The organism is Faecalicatena sp. Marseille-Q4148 (assembly GCA_018228665.1).
In the GTDB taxonomy this organism is placed as follows: domain Bacteria; phylum Bacillota; class Clostridia; order Lachnospirales; family Lachnospiraceae; genus UBA9414.
Genome location: CP073692.1, coordinates 2358700 through 2378341, shown reverse-complemented (window position 1 = coordinate 2378341; position 19642 = coordinate 2358700). Strand labels below are relative to the sequence as shown.

The 19642-nt window shown below is 39.0% G+C and carries 17 protein-coding genes and 1 pseudogene; 3 read left to right on the top strand and 15 right to left on the bottom strand.

What is annotated here, in order from left to right; all coding sequences use genetic code 11:
* Window positions 1–354: 354 nt before the first annotated feature.
* Window positions 355–792, top strand: coding sequence for a transcriptional repressor (locus tag KFE17_11330; GenBank protein ID QUO31448.1), 438 nt, complete (start codon window positions 355–357; stop codon window positions 790–792).
* 98 nt (window positions 793–890) lie between these two features.
* Window positions 891–1433: an NADH peroxidase gene (locus KFE17_11325; protein QUO31447.1), complete on the top strand. Its 543-nt coding sequence runs from the start codon at window positions 891–893 to the stop codon at window positions 1431–1433.
* Window positions 1434–1545: 112 nt separating this feature from the next.
* Here the strand turns inward: KFE17_11325 and KFE17_11320 are convergent, their stop codons facing one another.
* Window positions 1546–2160: an ECF transporter S component gene (locus KFE17_11320; GenBank protein ID QUO31446.1), complete on the bottom strand. Its 615-nt coding sequence runs from the start codon at window positions 2158–2160 to the stop codon at window positions 1546–1548.
* Window positions 2161–2410: 250 nt separating this feature from the next.
* On the opposite strand from KFE17_11320, the gene KFE17_11315 reads away from it, so the two are divergent.
* Window positions 2411–3064, top strand: coding sequence for a hemolysin III family protein (locus KFE17_11315; protein QUO31445.1), 654 nt, complete (start codon window positions 2411–2413; stop codon window positions 3062–3064).
* 99 nt (window positions 3065–3163) lie between these two features.
* Here KFE17_11315 and KFE17_11310 read toward each other — a convergent pair whose 3' ends face one another.
* The 14 genes and pseudogenes from KFE17_11310 to KFE17_11245 form a co-directional block, all read right to left on the bottom strand.
* The gene (locus tag KFE17_11310; protein ID QUO33695.1) at window positions 3164–3706 is read right to left on the bottom strand and encodes a dihydrofolate reductase; all 543 of its coding nucleotides are present in this window, start codon (window positions 3704–3706) and stop codon (window positions 3164–3166) included.
* Between the two features lie 57 nt (window positions 3707–3763).
* A pseudogene (locus KFE17_11305) lies at window positions 3764–3994 on the bottom strand (GIY-YIG nuclease family protein).
* Window positions 3995–4197: 203 nt separating this feature from the next.
* Complete coding sequence (locus KFE17_11300; protein ID QUO31444.1) at window positions 4198–5013, bottom strand: M23 family metallopeptidase; 816 nt, start codon at window positions 5011–5013, stop codon at window positions 4198–4200.
* 69 nt (window positions 5014–5082) lie between these two features.
* A complete protein-coding gene (locus tag KFE17_11295; GenBank protein QUO31443.1) occupies window positions 5083–5970 on the bottom strand; it encodes a hypothetical protein in 888 nt (295 codons plus the stop codon).
* A gap of 52 nt (window positions 5971–6022) precedes the next feature.
* Entirely contained in the window at window positions 6023–6628 is a 606-nt protein-coding gene (locus tag KFE17_11290; protein ID QUO31442.1) for a hypothetical protein, read from the bottom strand.
* Window positions 6621–9116: a glycogen/starch/alpha-glucan phosphorylase gene (locus KFE17_11285; protein ID QUO31441.1), complete on the bottom strand. Its 2496-nt coding sequence runs from the start codon at window positions 9114–9116 to the stop codon at window positions 6621–6623. Before KFE17_11285 ends, KFE17_11290 begins: the two co-directional genes overlap by 8 nt.
* A 28-nt stretch (window positions 9117–9144) precedes the next feature.
* A complete protein-coding gene (locus tag KFE17_11280) occupies window positions 9145–12252 on the bottom strand; it encodes an isoleucine--tRNA ligase (protein QUO31440.1) in 3108 nt (1035 codons plus the stop codon).
* Window positions 12253–12689: 437 nt separating this feature from the next.
* Window positions 12690–14420: a D-alanyl-D-alanine carboxypeptidase gene (locus tag KFE17_11275; protein QUO31439.1), complete on the bottom strand. Its 1731-nt coding sequence runs from the start codon at window positions 14418–14420 to the stop codon at window positions 12690–12692.
* A gap of 210 nt (window positions 14421–14630) precedes the next feature.
* On the bottom strand, window positions 14631–15374 hold the full coding sequence (locus KFE17_11270; GenBank protein ID QUO31438.1) for an amino acid ABC transporter ATP-binding protein: 744 nt from the start codon (window positions 15372–15374) through the stop codon (window positions 14631–14633).
* Between the two features lie 11 nt (window positions 15375–15385).
* Complete coding sequence (locus tag KFE17_11265; protein QUO31437.1) at window positions 15386–16057, bottom strand: amino acid ABC transporter permease; 672 nt, start codon at window positions 16055–16057, stop codon at window positions 15386–15388.
* 25 nt (window positions 16058–16082) lie between these two features.
* On the bottom strand, window positions 16083–16907 hold the full coding sequence (locus KFE17_11260; protein QUO31436.1) for a transporter substrate-binding domain-containing protein: 825 nt from the start codon (window positions 16905–16907) through the stop codon (window positions 16083–16085).
* Window positions 16908–17035: 128 nt separating this feature from the next.
* Window positions 17036–17293 (bottom strand): LysR family transcriptional regulator, encoded by a 258-nt coding sequence (locus KFE17_11255; protein QUO31435.1) that lies wholly within the window; start codon window positions 17291–17293, stop codon window positions 17036–17038.
* Window positions 17290–18186, bottom strand: a complete 897-nt coding sequence (locus KFE17_11250) for a LysR family transcriptional regulator (GenBank protein ID QUO31434.1) — start codon at window positions 18184–18186, stop codon at window positions 17290–17292. The genes KFE17_11255 and KFE17_11250 overlap by 4 nt, the downstream gene beginning before the upstream one ends.
* A gap of 244 nt (window positions 18187–18430) precedes the next feature.
* On the bottom strand, window positions 18431–19636 hold the full coding sequence (locus tag KFE17_11245; GenBank protein ID QUO31433.1) for an FprA family A-type flavoprotein: 1206 nt from the start codon (window positions 19634–19636) through the stop codon (window positions 18431–18433).
* Window positions 19637–19642: the final 6 nt, after the last annotated feature.

Here is a 19642-nt window from a genome sequence, read left to right as displayed (position 1 = left end):
CAAATGCCTGCTTACCGGTCCAGAATACCGTTCCTGTAAGCGCCGCTGCAAGCAGTCCATACTTCAGTGATTTTGAATACATAAATCTCCCTCCATTATGCATTTTAAAATTGTTACATAAATGTTACATTTGTTACGTTTTATATTCTAACATATAAACTCCGTTTGTCAACGTTTTTATAAGGATTTTCTATCGACATATTATGGATGATTTGTCATTTTTTATACATAAAACATATAAATTATTACAAATTGTTACATTTTGCATGATTGTATTGACTTCTGTACATGAATAAACTAAAATACAATAAAAGTAATCATTACTATTATTAAAGCTAGAAAGGAGGACATTGTATGGCTGCATTAAAATACAGCAGGCAGCGCGAATCGATCAAAGAATTTCTAAATTCTACGAAAGAACATCCAACTGCAGATATGGTATATACGCATGTTCGAAAAGATTTTCCGAACATCAGTCTTGGAACTGTCTATCGCAATCTGAATCTGCTTGCCGATATCGGTGAGGCTACAAAAATCACAACCTCCGATGGTGGTGACCGCTTTGACGGAAGGACTGAACCACATTACCACTTCTACTGTTCCGAATGTAACCGATTGTTTGATCTTGATATCGATACAATGGATCACATCAATGAACTTGCAGAGAAAAACTTTGACGGAAAAATCGAAAAGCATAATATTGTTTTCTATGGTAAATGCGGCGAATGCCTGAAGCATGCGGCTGAGCAGACAATCGAAAACCAAAACGAAAAATTATCCAAAAAGTCTTGACATTACAGTAAGAATATGGTAAATTAATATCAGTAACAATTACTATTATCAATTCAAAACAAAAATATTTTTTAATAAAGAAAAGGAGAATGATCACAATGAAAAAATGGGTTTGTACAGTATGCGGTTATGTTTATGAAGGAGAAAATGCACCAGCTGAATGTCCACAGTGCCACGTTCCGGCAGAGAAATTCCAGGAAATGGCTGGCGAAAGAACTTGGGCAGCAGAGCATGTTGTTGGAGTAGCTCAGGGCGTAAGCGAAGATATCATCGCTGATTTAAGAGCTAACTTCGAAGGTGAATGTTCAGAAGTTGGTATGTACCTTGCAATGGCTAGAGTAGCTCACAGAGAAGGATATCCGGAAATCGGACTTTACTGGGAAAAAGCTGCTTACGAAGAAGCAGAGCATGCTGCAAAATTCGCTGAATTATTAGGTGAAGTTGTAACAGACAGCACAAAGAAAAACCTTGAGATGAGAGTTGAAGCTGAGAATGGCGCTACAGCAGGTAAATTTGACCTTGCTAAACGTGCTAAAGCTGCTAACCTTGATGCAATCCATGATACAGTTCATGAGATGGCTAGAGACGAAGCTCGTCACGGAAAAGCATTCGAAGGTCTGTTAAAGAGATACTTCGGCTAATCAGAAGTCTTAATATCTAATAAGTAATTCAAAGGGATGCCAGATCAAATGATGATTGATTCGGCATCCCTCTTCTTTACTTCATTAAAAATAAAATTATTTCAAAGATTCACTATGCATTTCTGTGAACAGTTCCTCTTGTGACAAGAATTCCTGTTTTAATCAAAACCGGTCTAAGCGCATTGTACATAAATCCAACTAAAATTACAGAAACAACTGCATTGACAAATGTTGTTGCAGTACTCCATTTCGCCAGAACGCTTGCCATCTCCTGCGGCTGTCCCAGGATATATTGTTTATAGAGATATCCTACAAGCGGATCTGCCACAACATTGAATCCAAGTCCTGCGACTGACGCGATCACACTCCACTTAAATACATATTTTTTATCTGTACTCTCATTGATATGGGCAATTTGATGTGCCACAAATCCTGTAATCAATCCGATACATAATTTCAATACAAATGTCTTTGGCGCTCCTACGATATAGATTGGATCCATAAGATCGGCAATCGTCATACCGATGGCTCCTGCCATACCTCCATACCATCCGCCGAGGAAAAGCGCTCCTAATACGCAAAATGCATTTCCAATATGAAGAGACGTTGCATCTGCTCCGCCCGGCATCGGAATTTTAATCTGTAAAAATGTAAAAGATACATAACATAATGCTGCCATCAGTGCTGTCTGTGCCAGCTTCATAATTTTTCCATTTGTGTTTTTCATAGATGACTTCCTCCTTTTTCTGTACACCTATGCTAACACAATACTGGCTTTCTTAAAATATCCAATTTTTTCATTTTAAACCATGCCAGTTTTCCACTCCTGACAATAGCCAGACGCCTCCTGCAAATAATACTTTGAAATTCAAAAAAATAAGAATCCGGGGTTGATTTTTTCGAAAAAAGAGTATAATATATACCATATCGCATAACGTAGTTTTGAAAACTACTTGTTGTTTATTGGAGGTAATGTTATGACTTTAGATAAGATTAAAGATCCCGGAAGTGCTATTACTCATTTTATTGCTATGGTTGCCGCAATTATTGGCGCATTTCCATTATTATTTAAGGCGGCGCACAATCCTGACCATACAGCTGTTTTTGCACTTACCGTATATATTATCAGCCTGATTCTTCTCTATGCTGCAAGTACGACTTATCATACATTCAATATTTCTGAAAAAGTAAATACTGCTCTGAAAAAATGGGATCACATGATGATCTTTGTATTGATTGCCGGAAGCTACACACCAGTCTGTCTTCTTGTACTCGACAAGCACACCGGCGTTATCCTGCTGACGCTCGTCTGGGCCATTGCCACAGTCGGAATCATTCTCAAGGCGTTCTGGGTATTCTGTCCGAAATGGGTATCTTCTCTTCTCTATATCGGAATGGGATGGACCTGCATCCTCGCTTACAGTCAGATTGTCGATGCGCTCAGTCCTGCTGCATTTGGATGGCTTCTGGCAGGCGGTATCATTTACACAGTCGGCGGCATTATTTACGCATTGAAACTGCCAATCTTCAATAACCGTCACAAGAATTTCGGAAGTCACGAGATCTTTCATCTTTTTGTTATGGCTGGAAGTTTCTGCCACTTTATTTTAATGTATGTATATATTTTATAAGATACTCTCTCTGAGATGATTCACAAGCGTTCATAGCCCGGAATTTATCCTCCGGGCTATGCTTATGCTATCATCTATTATAATTAGCAGCTCTGACTATTATCTTAATTCATAAATCAGCTCTGTAATTCCATTGTAATGATTTACTTTCATCAAACGCAGTTTGTTCTCCTCATCCTTTTCTCCAAACAGCCGTATTCCTTTCCCGATTAATGTCGGCATAATTGAAATATGATAACGGTCAATTAACTCTGCCTCCCTCAGTTGTCGGACAAGCTCTGCTCCGCCGCAGATCCAGATATTTTTTCCTTCTTTCTCCTGTAACTCTTTTATAAGCTGTACCGGATCTTCTTCCGTAAAATAGATTTGTTCCGCAAATGGTAATGTTTCTGTATTCTTCCTGTGGGTAAAAACATAAGTATTCAGTCCCTCATACACCCACTCTTCCGGAGATAGCTCTGTTACGATCTGATGATAGGTATTCCACCCCATAAATACAGTGTCAATGTCTTTGATAAACTCAGAGTAAGTATCTACATTCTCTTCATCTGCTCCCTGTCCCTGCAGCCAGCTAACGCTGCCGTTCTTATCTGCAATATAGCCGTCCAGACTCATTGCAATAAATAAAATAACTTTTCTCATATCGTTCCATCCTTTCCTTTCTGTCTGCCTTTCTGAAACTACTTGACTATTTCCGTCAATCAATTTTTCTTTCTGTCTGCGGCTGTATTGTTTGATCTCATATTCCCGCCGCATCGCCTCTTCTTTTGTCTCAAACATCTCATAATAGACAAGTGTAACCGGTCTCCTTGTCTTTGTGTATTTGGCGCCTTTTCCGCTGTTGTGGGCGTCAATTCTTCTGTCCAGATCATTTGTCCAACCTGTATAAAATGTTCCGTCACTGCACTCTACAATATATGTGTAATTCATTCTCTTCCTCCTGAACAGATTTCCCCGCGTCAGTTATTAGTTACTGTCATAATGTAACTTCCACTTTTCACTATCTGTCACAGGATTTATTATATCACAACTGCATAAAGAAAAACCGGCCTCCTTCACCAGATTTGAAATCTGCTTTTTAGAGACCGGCTTTCTGCCGCTTTTTCCCTTATAGTTTCTATTATTTTTTCCTGTTATGCTTCCAGATAATCAAGCGGATCTACGGCTGCACCATCTTTCAGCACCTGAAAATACAGATTACATCCTTCTACTGTATAGTACCGGCTCGGCTGCTGCACATAACCGATCATCTCTCCCGCCTCTACAAGGCTGCCTTCCTGAAACTGCAAGTCTTTGAGCTGTCCGTACACAAGTTCATATCCGCTTCCAATATCCAGTGTCATCGTCAGCCCGGTATCGGCCTTTTCTTCAATGGATTTTACGATTCCGCGTGCCGATGCGACTACCTGACTTCCCGCATCCCCGGCAATGATCATTGCCGGATTATACTTATACTGATCCAGCGTTGCAAAATAAACCGTCTGATCCATACTGTAATTCATAATCACATTTCCATCTACCGGCCAGAGCATTTCTGTTGCTTCCGAATATGACAGCTGTGCAGCTGTTCCGGACGTACTTTTTGTATTCTCCGTCTGAACATCCGGCTCTTCCTTTACAGCATTATTTTCTGCCGCATGATCCTGTGCTGTCTCTTCTGTACTATCATTTTCCAACGAAGTATCTTCGGCACCTTTCTTTTCCCCTGCATTTTCCTGCTGCTGTTCCTGAATGACATTTGTTGTATTCGTTGTCTTTGATTCCTCTACTCTTGCAAGCTCCTGTTCAAGCTTCGCCTGAGATTTTGCCATTTCGTCTGCAACTGAATTCTTATAATTCTTAAATGTATATGTGCCGACCATTGCCACTGCCGCCACGAAACAGATTACAAGACCTACAGATGCGCCCTTTTTTCCTTTTGTAGGAGTTTCATTGCTGTTATTATTCATTATTCATCACCTCTAGCTATAGCTTTGCCAGAAAGTGATTTGCTTATTCTCTCCCGCTTCTCATTTCTTTTACAAAATTTCCGCCACTTCCCGAATCACTGTATCTGCAAAAAAATATGCCAATATCTCCTCATGCGTCTTTCCTTCTTTCGCCATTTCATTTGCCATATTCTGGCTTAATCCAATTCCGTGGCCATTGCCCTGCGTTGTTACCCGGATTTTATCCTCATATTCCTGAAGAGCGAAACATGCGGAAGCAAGTCCCTTTTCCTGGCGGAATTCTTCTCCGGTCATCGTCTTCTCTCCTTCTCTGATCTGCAATACATATCCGGCGCTGTCTGTAGAAAGCACTTCATAGTCTCCTTTTTCAATCAGCATCGTCTGCGTCTGATCTATTGCTTCCACATCTTTTGGACATTCCCGAATCTGCAGATATGGATATCCTTCGCCGCCAAACACTTCGTTTCCTGATCTTGTCCTTCCATTGCTGAGCTGATGAAACGGCGTTGTGATCAGAACATCTCTGTAAGTAAGCACCTGGCCCTCTGTTGCCTGCCACACATCCCTAAGCGCTGCCCGATATTCTTCATATTTTACTCTGCCCCACTGTTTCCTCATCTCTTTCTCTTCAAAATATTTGTCAGTAAAAATACTTGACTTTCCTTCCTCCGTAATCTGTTTATACATTCTGGTACGAAGCATGACCGCCTGAGCTTCCAGCGCCTCTTTCTCATATGTTACCGGAATTTCCCTGGCAAGAATCCCTATCGCATATTCTTCCACCGGAATTTCTCTTGATTTTCCATCTACTTCTACAAACAGATAGTCCTCTCCCACCTCTGCTCCGGTCAATACTGCCGGACCGTTGATAAATACTGTAACAATATACGGAAGGAGAATAATTGCCACTACCGTAGAAAAAAGTTGACCGTATCTATGATGTCTTCGCTGTCTCATAAAAAAATCCTCCATACAATACTATATGGAGGATTTCATTCATATATGCTGTTTACTCATATTTTCTACTGTAATAAAAGATGCAGACCGCTTCATAGCCAGGTACAAAAAGTCCTGCAACGGCATGGAATAACGCCATGCTGTCTTCTGTCGCTCCCTGATAAATTCTTCGGTTTACAAACACTTTCAGCGCATGCTGCGCTACCATAATTCCCAGAGAAACTGCTGTGCCTGCGATTCCAAAGACGATAACAAATACCGGCAGTATTGCTGACAGAATAAAACTGCCTGCAACAAAATTCTCCAGCATTGCAAATACTACAGCGACAATTACGAACAGTACAAGAGCTGCTGCAAGCAGATTTCCTGCAATCGGAAGAAGAAGCATCCAGATTCCCGGTCTTTTCAGTTTCTTTCTTCCTATTTCAATTTCTCCCGCAAGTTCTCCCTGATAGTATGTTCTCACAAATGGAATCCATGCAGCCCATGCATTTTCCATACCTTTTTTCTCTGCAATTTTATACAGTCCATAGCTTTTCAGGACATACGCTCCTACAGCAACAATCAGTACGCCCATGAGACATACAAGATAGATCATCACAAAGCTTTTAAGCATATGCTCTCCCAAATCACCGTATCCATAGCTGTAACTATACATTTTCTACCTCTTCTTCTGTAACAGTTACCTGGTCGAGATGCCAAATTTCATCTACATATTCCTGGATTGTTCTGTCAGATGTAAATTTACCGCAGCATGCTGTCTGCAGGATTGCCATTTTAGCCCATCTGTCTTTATCCCGGTATGCTTCCTCAACTTTTGTCTGTGCCTCTGCATAAGAACGGAAATCTTTTAAGATGAAATATCTGTCTGCAGGATCAAATCCCTGTCTGTTCAGAAGCGAATTGTAAAGCTCTCTGTACAGCTCTGGATTTCCGCAGGAGTAAGTTCCATCTACAAGCTGATCTACAACACGTTTGATTTCCCAGTCATTATTATAAATTGCTCTTGGATCATATCCGCCGTGATTTTCAAAATGAATCACTTCATCTGAACTTAATCCGAAAATAAATGCATTTTCTTTTCCGACTTCTTCTACAATCTCTACATTGGCTCCGTCCATTGTTCCAATCGTCGGCGCACCATTCAGCATAAACTTCATATTGCCTGTACCGGATGCCTCTTTTGATGCCGTAGAAATCTGCTCACTCACATCCGCTGCTGCAAAGATCCATTCTGCGTTAGATACACGATAATCTTCGATAAATACTACTTTCAGCTTTCCATTGATGCTTCTGTCATTGTTAATCACATCTCCTACAGAGTTGATCAGCTTAATAATCTGTTTTGCTCTTGTGTAGCCTGCTGATGCCTTTGCTCCAAAAATAAATGTTCTTGGATAGAAGGACAGCTCCGGATGCTCTTTAATCTTATTATACAGATACATCACATGCAAAATGTTCAGTAACTGACGTTTATATTCATGGAGACGTTTTACCTGCACATCAAAAATAGAATTTGGATCAATCTCTACACCATTATGTTCTTTAATATATTTTGCAAGACGCACTTTATTCTGGTATTTGATATCCATAAATTCTTTTCTTGCCTTTGCATCATCTGCAAGCGGTTTCAGCTTCTTCATCTGTGCAAGATCTGTAATCCATCCATCTCCGATCTGTTCTGTTACCCAGTCTGCCAGAAGCGGATTTCCGTGAAGAAGGAAACGTCTCTGTGTAATACCGTTTGTCTTATTATTGAACTTCTCCGGCATCATCTCATAGAAGTCTCTCAGTTCCTGATGTTTTAAAATTTCTGTATGAAGTCTTGCAACACCATTTACAGAGAATCCTGCAACAATTGCAAGATGAGCCATTCTTACCTGACCATCATAAAGAATTGCCATCTTTTTGACTTTCTCTTCATTTCCCGGATACATTGCCCGCACCTTCATAACGAATCTGCGGTCAATTTCCTGAACAATCTGGTATACACGCGGAAGAAGACGCTGGAAGAGATCGATTGGCCATTTTTCCAGTGCTTCTGCCATAATCGTATGGTTCGTATATGCACATGTCCGCGTTGTAATATCCCATGCTTCTTCCCAGAGCAGGTTTTCATCATCAAGAAGAATTCGCATTAACTCTGCTACTGCCACTGTCGGATGTGTGTCATTCATCTGGATCACAACCTTATTCGGCAGCTCGCTCAGATCACTGTGTGTCTGTTTGAAGCGTTCCACAATTGTCTGAAGACTGGCAGATACAAAGAAATACTGCTGTTTCAGACGAAGTTCTTTTCCTGCGTAATGATTATCGTTCGGATACAGTACCTCAGTAATCGTTTTTGCAAGGTTTTCCTGCTCGATTGCCTTATGATAATTTCCACGGTCAAATTCATCTAACTGGAAATCTGTGATCGCTTTCGCATCCCAGATCCGGAGTGTATTTACTACATGGTTGCCGTATCCAACAATCGGCATATCATAAGGAATCGCCATAACAGATGAATAGTTTGTCTGAATAAAATGATTTCGTCCGGTCTTTTCATCCCAGGTTACCTGAATATCTCCTCCAAAACGTACTTCCTTTGCATACTCATCCCGACGAATTTCAAATGGGTTTCCATTCTTCAACCAGTCATCCGGTTTCTCTACCTGGAAGCCGTCTTTGATCTTCTGTTTAAACATACCATAATGGTAACGGATTCCGCATCCATATGCCGGATAGCCAAGAGTTGTCAAGGAGTCGAGGAAACATGCTGCAAGACGTCCAAGACCTCCATTTCCAAGAGCTGCGTCCGGTTCCTGATCTTCAATGATATTCAGATCGATTCCCATTTCATCAAGCGCTTCCTTCACTTCTTTGTATGCACAAAGGTTGATCAGATTATTTCCAAGCGCACGTCCCATCAGGAACTCCATTGACATATAGTAGACAGTCTTTGGCTCTTCATTTTTATAAGTCTTCTGTGTTGCAAGCCAATCATCAATAATTACTTCTTTGACAGCATAGGAGACAGCCTGAAACAGCTGCTCCTGTGTTGCCTCCTCTACTTCTTTTCGAAATAATGTCTTGACATTGTGAGTTACTTCTTTCTGAAATGCTTTTTTGTCAAACCTTCCTCTTAATTCAGAACTATAATACATATTGCCTTACCCTCTTCTTTTCTGGATTCTATCGTTCAACTCCAAGTGTTACCTTCTCACCGTTGATACTCCATTCTTTGACATATCCTGCCGGAGTTTGTTTTTTCACCTCTGTTGCTAAAACTTCGCTGCCGATTTCTTCCTTATGGGCTTCAAAAACTGCTTCTGCTTTCTCACTTCCTTCGTATGTGACTTTAATCTTATCAGTCACTTCAAAGTCTGCCTCTTTTCTCATTGTCTGGATCTTGCTGATAATCTCTCTTACAAAACCTTCTTCCAAAAGTTCCGGTGTCAGATTTGTATCAAGTACAACGGTTACTCCATAATCACTTTCAGATACATAACCTTCTGTCTGAGCCATATCAATGAGCAGATCCTCACGAAGAAGCACTACCTCTTCTCCATTCACATTTAATTTTAACTGCTCTGTTGCATTTACTTCATCCATAGCTGCATTGCCATCTAAAGATGTGAGCGCAGCTTTGATACCGCCAAGCAGCTTACCGTATTTCGGTCCGACTGTCTTGAGCTGCGGTTTAAATGTATAGGAAGTAAAGTTTCTTACATCATCTGTAAATTCTACTTCTTTGACATTCAATTCTTCTGCAACAATTTCTTTATAGAATTCCGGAAGTTCTTTCTCTGCCTTCACAAACATCTTGCCGATCGGCTGACGGTTCTTGATATTTGCTGCATTTCTGCATGCACGTCCCATTACAACGATATCAAGCACTTCTTTCATATTCTCTTCCAGCTCTTTATCAATATATGCTTCATTTGCCACCGGATAATCACAAAGGTGAATACTTTCCGGAGCATTTGCATCGATTCCTCTTACGAGGTTCTGATAAATATCTTCTGTCATAAACGGAATCATCGGAGCAGCCACTTTCGATACTGTTACAAGCGCTGTATACAATGTCATGTATGCATTGATCTTATCCTGCTCCATTCCTTTTGCCCAGAAACGCTCGCGGCTTCTTCTGACATACCAGTTACTCATATCATCTACAAAATCCTGAAGTGCTCTTGCACTTTCCGGAATTCTGTAATTAGCCAGATTATCGTCAACTGTCTTGATGAGTGAGTTCAATTTGGACAGAAGCCATTTATCCATAACCGGAAGCTTATCATACTCTAATGTATATTTTGTTGCGTCAAATCCATCAATATTCGCATACAGTACAAAGAATGCGTAAGTATTCCAAAGTGTTCCCATAAACTTGCGCTGTCCTTCTACAACTGCCTTTCCGTGGAAACGGTTCGGAAGCCATGGCGCACTATTTACATAGAAATACCAACGAATTGCATCTGCTCCGTATGTCTCAAGTGCGTCAAACGGGTCAACTGCATTTCCTTTGGATTTACTCATCTTCTGTCCATTCTCATCCTGAACATGGCCAAGTACGATAACATTTTTATACGGCGCTTTATTGAAAATCAGTGTTGAGATTGCTAACAGTGAGTAGAACCATCCACGAGTCTGGTCTACCGCCTCAGAAATAAAGTTCGCCGGGAACTGCTGTTCAAATACTTCTTTATTCTCAAATGGGTAGTGATGCTGTGCAAATGGCATTGCTCCACTGTCAAACCAGCAGTCAATTACTTCCGGAACACGATGCATCTCTTTGCCACAGTGCGGACATTTGATTGTCACTTTATCAATAAATGGACGGTGCAGCTCGATATCATCCGGACAATTATCTGACATAGATTTTAACTCTTCAATACTTCCGATCGCATGCTGATGTCCACACTCACATTCCCAGATATTTAATGGAGTTCCCCAGTAACGGTTACGGCTGATACCCCAATCCTGAACATTCTCAAGCCAGTCGCCGAAACGTCCTTTACCGATACTCTCCGGAATCCAATTGATCGTATTGTTATTGCGGATCAGGTCATCTTTCACTTCTGTCATCTTAATGAACCATGACTCACGGGCATAGTAGATCAACGGTGTATCACATCTCCAGCAATGTGGGTAGCTATGCTCAAAATTCGGCGCTGAGAACAAAAGTCCTCTCTTTTCAAGGTCTTCTAATACCATTGGATCTGCTTTCTTACAGAATGTTCCTTCCCACGGTGTTTCTTTTGTCATCTCACCTTTCTCATCAACTAACTGTAAGAACGGAAGATCATATCTTCTTCCTACCTGAGAGTCATCTTCACCAAATGCCGGTGCAATGTGAACAACTCCGGTACCGTCTGTCAATGTAACATAATCTGCACATGTCACATAGTATGCTTTCTTCTTCAGTTCAACAAACGGGAATAACGGCTCATATTCTTTATATTCCAGATCTTTTCCTTTGTAAGTTTCAAGAATCTCTTTGTCTCCCTCTAAAACAGTTTCAACAAGAGCTTCTGCCATATAATATGTGTATCCATCATTCTTTACTTTTACATAAGTTTCTTCCGGATTCACACAGAGCGCCACGTTAGACGGCAATGTCCACGGTGTTGTTGTCCATGCAAGGAAATAAGCGTCTTCGCCAACAACTTTAAATCTTACGATAGCAGAACGTTCTTTCACATCCTTATATCCCTGTGCAACTTCGTGACTGGAAAGCGGTGTTCCGCAGCGCGGGCAATATGGAACAATCTTATAGCCTTTGTAGAGAAGTCCTTTCTCCCAGATCTGTTTTAATGCCCACCATTCAGATTCGATAAAATTATTATCATAAGTAACGTATGGATTCTCCATATCAGCCCAGTATCCGACTGTCTTTGAGAAATCTTCCCACATTCCTTTATACTTCCATACACTGTCTTTACAATGACCGATAAACGGTTCCAGACCGTATTCCTCAATCTGTTCTTTCCCGTCCAGTCCAAGAAGCTTCTCAACTTCCAGCTCAACCGGGAGTCCATGCGTATCCCATCCTGCCTTACGCGGAACCATATAGCCTTTCATAGTACGGTATCGCGGAATCATATCTTTGATAACTCGTGTCAGCACATGACCGATGTGCGGCTTTCCATTCGCTGTCGGAGGACCATCATAAAATGTATACGTCTCTCCTTCTTTGCGATGTTCCATACTCTTTTTGAAAATATCATTTTCTTCCCAAAACTTTTCTGTTTTCTTCTCACGCTCTACGAAATTCAAATTTGTAGATACTTTCTGATACATGATCTTTCTTCCTTTCCTGAATTTTCTTTCATGTCTTCTTTATTTAGGCACCTTCTGCAGTGCGCTTTTGCCTTGCGGAGGATATATCTCCGTAAAACAAAAAGCAGATTCCATCCCTGTAAAAGGACGAAATCTGCTGTTACTACATCATAAGCATATCGTTATACCACCTGTTACTGCATACTAACATATGCGCTCTTGTTAACGGTAGAATCCCGGCAGCGCTTAATCATTCCGAATCTTCTTCGTCCTTTTCAGCGTGCAGCTCAGAAGTGATCTTCGTATCTGCTTACTCGCACCGGTCTTGCACCCTCTCCGGCTCGCTTTGCCTTTCAAACAGATCTTACTGTCTTCTTCAATGCCTTTGTTATTTACACAATTCCTTTATATTATAGAAAAAAATCTGCGAATATGTCAAGAGTAAAGAGTGATTTTATTTAACCTTTACGATTTCTCGTATAATGATTTTGATTTGCAGAATGACTATGATCGTAGCGGCTGCGATACTGTTCATTTCTGTAATTCAAATCCGTTCTGCGTTTGATATCATTTCTTCCTGCTCTTCCTTCATAATTCGTTGGATAGCTCTGGCGGTTTCGCTGACGGTTTTGCTGATGCTTTTGTCTTTCTGCACTTCTTCGTCTTTCCTCAGCTTCCATTTCCCGCTGTTTCGCACGCTTTCTCTTCAGATTCCGGCGACGGCGTTTTTCCTTCTCACGACGAACATAAATATAAAGGATGATTCCGGCAATCAGAATGACTGCTCCGATTCCAATCAAAATCTTTGCCCAGAGCGGAAGTCCTTCTTCTTTTTTTTCTTCTTTGGATTTCTCTGCTTTTCCATCAGCTTCTTCTGTTTTCTTCTCCTGCTTCAGAAGATATCCTTCCGAAAAAGCCAGTGTCGCTTTTCCAATCGGAACATCTCCATAAGTGTAAGTAACTTCTGCTTCTTTTTTATTATCTTCTGCCGGAGAAACTGTCTTCTCTATCTTCTCCATCAGTTCATCTGTCGAAGCAGTTTTCGGAAGAATCACATATGCATCCTCCGGAATTTTGGAAAAATCTTTCGAAGTCTCTACATTTTTTAATAATACCTTTTGGAAATTATTAAATGCATATTCAAATAACGCCTGTGTATCCGTGTATGCAACGCCTCCTCTTGTGCGAAGCACCACACAGACAAGCTGCATCCCATTCTTCTCTGCATAAGATACAAGAGTTGTTCTGGCCTGATCTGTATATCCTGTCTTTCCACTTGTGCAGGCATCATAATAATACTGATTTCCTTCATAGATCATCTTATGATTCTGCTGAAATGTACGCTGTTCTCCCACTAAGTTTGTCGGCGGAATCGTATACTGCTGTGTCTTAATCACATTGCGAAACGCTTCATATTTATATGCCTCTGCACTAATCATTGCCATATCCTTTGCAGAAACATAGTGATTCGGATCATGAAGTCCATTTGCATTCATAAAATGAGTATTTTTACAACCAAGCTCCTGAGCTCTTGTTGTCATTTTCTCAATAAATCCAGTGTAACCGATCCCCAATTTATTTCCGATATTCTCAGCAATGGCATAAGAAACTTCATTGGCAGACGCCAGAAGCATTCCATACATCGCATCATTTAGCGAAATTTCTTCTCCTGCCTGCATCCCAATATGAGCATCTCCATATTCAAGAAAATTAATACAGTCTTCTGAAAATGTAACGCGATCTGCATTTAGATCTCCGTTCTCTAACGCCAGAAGCGCTGTCATAATTTTTGTGATACTTGCCGGATACTCTTTCTTATCCACCTGTTTCCCATAGAGAATCGCTCCGCTGTTTATATCCATCACAATAGCGCTGTCTGCCGTCACATCCGGTCCCTGCGGCCAATTTTCAAGACTATTTGTCTCCGGCTTAATTGAGAGCTGAACCGCCATTTGCTTCTCAATATCTTCTTCTGTCATCGGCATCGCTGACGATTCAATCGTTACCGGATCAATTTTATATCCTGCATTCGGATCTGCTGCCTGTCCCTCTGTATTTTGTGCTGTCGGATCTTCCGGCGGCTGCCCAGACTCATTCTGCGTATCCGTTGCCGATGCTGTGATTCCGCTGCCGGACAGAATCATAGCTCCTGCCAGAAATGCTGCAATTAATTTATTCCCCAATTTCATTATTTTCCTCCAAAGATATCCACATAAGCACGCAGTTATCCCCAAAAATATCTCGCACTTATCGGCATTTACAAAAAAGTTCCATTTGATATGATAGCTTATTGACAAGAAAAAAACAATATCAATTGCAAAAGCATTCGCAGAAAAATAAAAATTTTAATAGAAAAAGTTGATGCTCAATGACTACTCTGTCATTGAAGCATCAACTCACTACTGTTTATCTACTACAAATTTGTTTAAAAACTGTTTTGCTCGTTCTGTTTTAGGTCTTTCAAAAAAATCTTCTGGATAACCTTCCTCAATAATTTTTCCGTCCTCTAAAAAAATTACCCAATCTGCAATATTTTTTGCAAAATTCATCTCATGAGTAGCAATAATCATCGTTGTACGTTCTTTCGCCAATTTGTACAAAAGATTCAAAACCTCACCTACTAATTCCGGATCAAGCGATGAAGTTGGTTCATCAATCAACATTACTTTCGGATTGACAGCCATTGCTCGTCCTATTCCAATTCTCTGTTGCTGCCCACCTGATAATTGTGCCGGATAATATTCTGCTTTTTCTAAAAGTCCTATTGATTCCAAAATCTCTGTCGCTTTTTCTTTTGCTAATAATTTTGACATCCCCTGAACTGAAACCATTGGCTCCATAATATTTTCCAGAGCAGTCTTATTCTTAAACAAATTATAATTTTGGAATACCATTGCCGTTTGCTCTCTTAAACGGTAAATATCATCCTTTTTAGCACTTTTCACATCAAGCAAGACATCGTCGATTGTAATCATCCCCTCTGCTGGCTTTTCAAGATAATTAATACAGCGCAGCAATGTGGATTTTCCCGTTCCGGAAGGTCCTATAACAGCAAGAACTTTTCCTGTATCAAGCTGAAATGATATGCCATCCAATACTTGTAACTCGCCAAAATTCTTTTTTAAATTTTCTACTTTAATCATTAACTTCTTCCTTATGAATAAATGCGATTTAGTCTCTTTTCAAAATACTGCTGAAAAGCCGAAAGTACTGATATAATAATCCAATATATAAGCATTGCAGCCGCATAGCCTTCTAAAAATCGATAAGTTCTGGATGTTTCCATGCTAACAACTGCCATCATATCTTTATAACCTATCATAAATCCAATAGCTGTAGACTTAAAAAGATTTATAAAATTATTAGATAATCCTGGTACTGCAATTCTTACAGCTTGCGGCAAAATAATTTTTCTAATGACTGCCATTGGCCTTAAACCAATTGATAATCCGGCTTCATACTGTCCTTTATCAACAGAATTTAACGCAGCTCTTATATCTTCTGACATAAATGCACAATAGTTACAGCTAAGTGCTATTATAACTGCTGTAAATGGTGACATACTTCTGATTGTATCACTAAATTGTGCAAAACCATAATAAAACAAAAATAGCTGCCCAATAAATGGTGTTCCTCTAAAAAAGGAAACATATACTGAACTGATAAAGTATAACCCTTTTATCTTATATTGTCTTATAATTGCCAGTACTAGCCCAAAGACTAAGGATAGCAAAAGCGAAAACAATGCAACTTTTACTGTTTCGGGAAGTAAATGCAATATTTTAGGAATCATTTTCCAAAAATAATCTATTCTAAAAATGTCCATTTATACCCCTCTAACTTTTAAAACATTATTCCATTGGATCAAATCCAAACCATTTAACAGCTGTTTCTTTCATAAAGCCTTCGTCACTTAAGTCTTTTAATACTTTATTTACATCATCTCGAAGAGCTTTTCCTTCTTCTGTCTTAGCAAAAGGATAGCCTGCATTTTCTGTATAAACCGGTTCGCCTACTCCTTTAATTTTCAAACCAGATTCTTTTTTTACTGTTTCAATATGTAATGAAGACATTAAAGTTGCATCCAATCTTCCAACCGCCACATCTGCCGGAACTGTTGCACTGTCTTCATAATTTACATATTCGATCTTTCCTTCCGGATCCAGTTCATCAAAATACGAATAAGCAATATCATCACTCAGAAGACCTAATTTTTTTCCAAATAAATCTTCTACCTCATTAATAGAATTATTATCTTCCGCAACCACAATTCTATATGGAACATAGAAATACACATCACTAAAATAATATTTTTCTTCTCGTTCTTCTGTAATACCAATTTGATCTGCCACAGTATCTACTCGTCCAGATTCTAACAATTCAATAACGCCTGGAAATCCTGCTGTTTCCCACTTTATTTCTCTCCCGAGACGTTTTCCGATTTCTTCCCATACTTCAATTTCAAATCCTTGAAGTTCTCCGGTTTCTTCGTTTGTTTCAGAAAAGAATGCATGTTGCCCAGTTGTTGAAATCACAATCGGATCATTTTCCTTTGATTCTTCTGCTACAGTTTTTTGATTAACATCATTTTCTGTCTTGTTTTCAGCCTTTCCACACCCTGCAAACATTGATACTGTTAACATTGCTGCTAACATCATTGCTACTCTTTTTTTCATGTTTTCTTCCTCCATTTAACTTTCCTTTTCTAATTTCAAATTATATATATAGGCAAGTCAAATGTAAAATTAGAAATAACCATGTCATAATCAGTTTATCTTATGTATTTATATCTGTAATATAATAATTATGTATTCTTTATTTTTATCATATAATTATTATGTGTTTCTGTGCAATCTTTACATAACGTATAGAACAATATTCCTTCTTTTGTTGGAATTAATTGGTTTCTCCCCCTTATCAATAAGAGTACACCCAATTCTTTTTCAATAGCTTTTATTTGCTGGCTCATAGCACATTGCGTTATATTATTTTTTATTGCAGCTTTCGTAATACTTTCCTGCTGCATTACATCAATAAAATATTTCATCTTTTTTAAAGTCATAACAACTTACCTGATTCTTTTAATATTACTTTTATGAAATGATTTACAATTAGATCTGTATTATCTTTTAAGTGGAGAATTCCCAATGTACACACAAAATGTATATCGCTAATTAACACTTTTTTAAATTCTTCATGATTATAATCCTCAAATGATTCTGCTGCAAACGTAACTCCTTGATTACTTCGTACTTGCATTTTTATTGCTTCGAAAGAATTTGAAAACTTAATATCTATCTTATACTTTGACTTTGTTTTTAGCTGTTTCCCTTTTTTATGGCAACTAGGTACCATATCAATTAAAGGAACAATTAACGTCTGTTGTTCCAAATCTTCTAATTTAATTTTTTCCTTTACAGATAACGGATTCTCTTTAGACATTAATACCATCTGCTTTTCCCGAAATAAAATATTCCATTCTGTTCCCGGAATATTTTCAAGCTCACAAGCCGCGCCAAATACAACATCTATTTCTTGATTCAATAATTTATTGCATAGTGATGCATAATTTCCTTCAACAAATTCCAGATTCACATCTGAATTCTTTTTGCAATAACAACTTACTAAATTGGAAAATTTGTCTTCCATTGCTCCGGAAAATCCTATCACTATTTTTTTCTTTTGAGGTTCCGGCATAGAAATATCTTTTAATTCTTTCAAAAAATTCTTATATTTTTCCAAAATACATACGCATTCCTCATAAAAAATTTCCCCTTGTAAAGTCGATTCTATTTTGCCATGCTCGCGAATAAATAAGATTACCCCTATTTCTTTTTCAATGGAAGCAATTTGCTGTGTAATTGCACTTTGATGTACAAAATTAATGTTTGCAGCTTTTGTAAAACTTTTAAGCTCAAACACATCTTTAAAATACTTCATCTTTAATAAATCCATATTCCAATACTACCTTTACTTTTAGACTATAGTATAAAAATAGTATAACAAAACCTAGCACTTTTATATAATTGTTATTTTAAATATGTTTATTGATTTTCTCTATATACAAAAGCCTCTTTTTATAAAAAATTGCAAAGGCAGGTGAAACTCACATGAGTCTACCTGCCCTCTATTTGGAACTATCTTATTAACTCCCAGCTTCTCAAGCTTCTTTCATTCCTTCAGATTCCATCTCCAAACACTACTTTTTCAAGCTCTCCACAAGCTTCTGTGCTAATTCATCCAGCATTTCTTCCTGATTATCTTTCAGTGCAGATTTGATCGTTACTTTCTCCTCCAGCACTTCAACATTCTTAAGTCCTGCGATCAGTTCTGCCATCTGTTTTCCGGATGCAGGCGCCCAGGAACCATTTTCAATCAAAGCTACCGTACGATTCTGAACATTATGCGCTTTCAAATCGTGAAGCAATGTTTCCATTGGTGTAAAAATTCCATTATTATATGTTGCAGCTGCAAATACAATATGACTGTATTTAAATGTATCTGCAAGCACATAAGAAATATCTGTCTTAGAAATATCACATACTTTAATATGTTTGATTCCCTGATCTGCAAGCTTACCCGCAAGAACTTCTGCTGCATTTTCAGTATTGCCATAGACAGAACCATACACAATTAAAACTGAATTTTCTTCGGCTGTGTAAGTACTCCACATCTGATATTTCTCAACAAATTTTTCTATATTTTCTCTCCAGATCAGGCCATGCAGCGGACAGATCATCTTAATTTCCAGAGCGGATGCCTTCTTTAATAATGCCTGTACCTGCATACCATATTTGCCGACAATATTCGTATAATATCTTCTTGCCTCATCTATCTGTTCACAGCAAAATTCTGTCTCATCCGCAAATACATTACCGCTTAGAGCGCCAAAGGAGCCAAATGCATCTGCAGAGAAGAGGATTCCTTCTGTCACATCATATGTTACCATTACTTCCGGCCAGTGTACCATCGGCGCCATCACGAATTTCAGTTCGTGCTTTCCTGTAGAAAATGTATCGCCTTCTTTTACAATATATGCTCTGGAATCTACTTCGAAATCATAAAACTGTTTTACCATTCCGATTGTTTTGGCATTTCCGATAATCTGAAGTTTTGGATAGCGCAGGATTAATTCTTCAATAACTGCACAGTGATCCGGCTCCATATGATTAACTATTACATAATCAAGGGCGCGTTCTCCCAGTACACCTTTTATATTTTCCAGGAACTGTCTGCTGACAGAATGATCTACCGTATCAAGAAGTACTGTTTTTTCATCTACATAAAGATATGAATTATAAGAAACTCCATCTCTCAACGGATACACATTTTCAAATAATGCAAGTCTTCTGTCACTTGCCCCTACCCAGTATAAATCCTCTGCTATCTTTCTTACATTTTTCATTTTCTA

Bases quoted from the DNA above. Each gene is read 5' to 3' on its own strand.
- KFE17_11330 (QUO31448.1), top strand. From the start codon at position 355: ATGGCTGCATTAAAATACAGCAGGCAGCGCGAATCGATCAAAGAATTT.
- KFE17_11325 (QUO31447.1), top strand. From the start codon at position 891: ATGAAAAAATGGGTTTGTACAGTATGCGGTTATGTTTATGAAGGAGAA.
- KFE17_11320 (QUO31446.1), bottom strand. From the start codon at position 2,160: ATGAAAAACACAAATGGAAAAATTATGAAGCTGGCACAGACAGCACTG.
- KFE17_11315 (QUO31445.1), top strand. From the start codon at position 2,411: ATGACTTTAGATAAGATTAAAGATCCCGGAAGTGCTATTACTCATTTT.
- KFE17_11310 (QUO33695.1), bottom strand. From the start codon at position 3,706: ATGAGAAAAGTTATTTTATTTATTGCAATGAGTCTGGACGGCTATATT.
- KFE17_11300 (QUO31444.1), bottom strand. From the start codon at position 5,013: ATGAATAATAACAGCAATGAAACTCCTACAAAAGGAAAAAAGGGCGCA.
- KFE17_11295 (QUO31443.1), bottom strand. From the start codon at position 5,970: ATGAGACAGCGAAGACATCATAGATACGGTCAACTTTTTTCTACGGTA.
- KFE17_11290 (QUO31442.1), bottom strand. From the start codon at position 6,628: ATGTATAGTTACAGCTATGGATACGGTGATTTGGGAGAGCATATGCTT.
- KFE17_11285 (QUO31441.1), bottom strand. From the start codon at position 9,116: ATGTATTATAGTTCTGAATTAAGAGGAAGGTTTGACAAAAAAGCATTT.
- KFE17_11280 (QUO31440.1), bottom strand. From the start codon at position 12,252: ATGTATCAGAAAGTATCTACAAATTTGAATTTCGTAGAGCGTGAGAAG.
- KFE17_11275 (QUO31439.1), bottom strand. From the start codon at position 14,420: ATGAAATTGGGGAATAAATTAATTGCAGCATTTCTGGCAGGAGCTATG.
- KFE17_11270 (QUO31438.1), bottom strand. From the start codon at position 15,374: ATGATTAAAGTAGAAAATTTAAAAAAGAATTTTGGCGAGTTACAAGTA.
- KFE17_11265 (QUO31437.1), bottom strand. From the start codon at position 16,057: ATGGACATTTTTAGAATAGATTATTTTTGGAAAATGATTCCTAAAATA.
- KFE17_11260 (QUO31436.1), bottom strand. From the start codon at position 16,907: ATGAAAAAAAGAGTAGCAATGATGTTAGCAGCAATGTTAACAGTATCA.
- KFE17_11255 (QUO31435.1), bottom strand. From the start codon at position 17,293: ATGACTTTAAAAAAGATGAAATATTTTATTGATGTAATGCAGCAGGAA.
- KFE17_11250 (QUO31434.1), bottom strand. From the start codon at position 18,186: ATGGATTTATTAAAGATGAAGTATTTTAAAGATGTGTTTGAGCTTAAA.
- KFE17_11245 (QUO31433.1), bottom strand. From the start codon at position 19,636: ATGAAAAATGTAAGAAAGATAGCAGAGGATTTATACTGGGTAGGGGCA.